Raw genomic sequence first — 1,079 nt, forward strand, 5'->3', positions numbered from 1 at the left:
CTTCCGGCACCTGTTCACGGAGTTGCCGACGCGTTCACTCGCCGATGATATGTCGGATCTGATGCCATGGAATGTTGATCTGAGCGATGTGGAATAAGGCTTCACCAGTTCATTAATCGCTTACATAACTACATCATCCACAAAAGTAAAAAAACGAAGGCTTGGCTCAAGAAGAACCCAAAGTTCAGGCTGCTGTTCCAGCCCGTTTATTGCCCTTGGGTCAACGTCATAGAACGATTGTGGAATGCTCTCCATGAGACAATTACTCGGAATCACAGGTGTAAACATATGTGGCAATTGCTCAGGAAGGTGAAGCACTTTATGGATAACGTATCGCCGTACCCGGGAGGTTGCCACGGCACGGCGAAAATGTAGCACTATTCGGATCAGTTATTTAGCTGACGAGTGGTTTGATGAGATAAGCCGACACATTCGTGATAATAGGCAATGCCACATCGGCAGTACGTTAGCCCACAACACTTTCAAGACTGGGTTTTGACTCGTCTGATTGGCCTAATGCTTGCCACCAAGTACAGCGTGGTGCTTTAGTCGGAAGCACCCGAACAATTCAGTCGGCAGCGTGTTTTAGTGCTTTCTCAAGTTACCAGATTTCGCGAGATTTGATTCGAAATCTAGTGACTGACTCGATTGTTGCCTTTTAGCTAAATCTAATTTTATAACAATGAGTTATCGACAAGCTAACTGTTATCTTTCTCACTTCCTTTCTCTAATGACGACTGTCCCAGTATTTCACTTGATTAAAACTTACCTCCATGCAATATCAAGTCCGTATAGAAAACAATTAAAACGTCTATTCTACCCTACCCTTAAAACATGAATAATCATGACTTTCAAACGATTCTTATCAATACAAGACCATGATTTCCATCTTAAAATCAGAGGGAATTATTGACATAAACACAATCTAAAATAAAAAATTAGAGTTACCACTAATTAGTCGGCCCTGAATTACAAATAAGACACTGATCTATTTGATGATCTCATCGATCTTCCTACCCTCATATTGCAAGCTTTTTAAGCCTCCCCTTCCAAAACCTTGCAATTTGGGTGATGAAAAT

The 1,079-nt window shown here is 41.6% G+C and carries 1 pseudogene; it reads left to right on the top strand.

The window, feature by feature from the left end:
* Positions 1–120 precede the first annotated feature (120 nt).
* Positions 121–375: pseudogene (locus GMA8713_RS27110) on the top strand (transposase); the annotation flags it as partial.
* Between the last annotated feature and the right edge of the window lie 704 nt (positions 376–1,079).

The organism is Grimontia marina (assembly GCF_900060185.1).
In the GTDB taxonomy this organism is placed as follows: domain Bacteria; phylum Pseudomonadota; class Gammaproteobacteria; order Enterobacterales; family Vibrionaceae; genus Enterovibrio; species Enterovibrio marinus.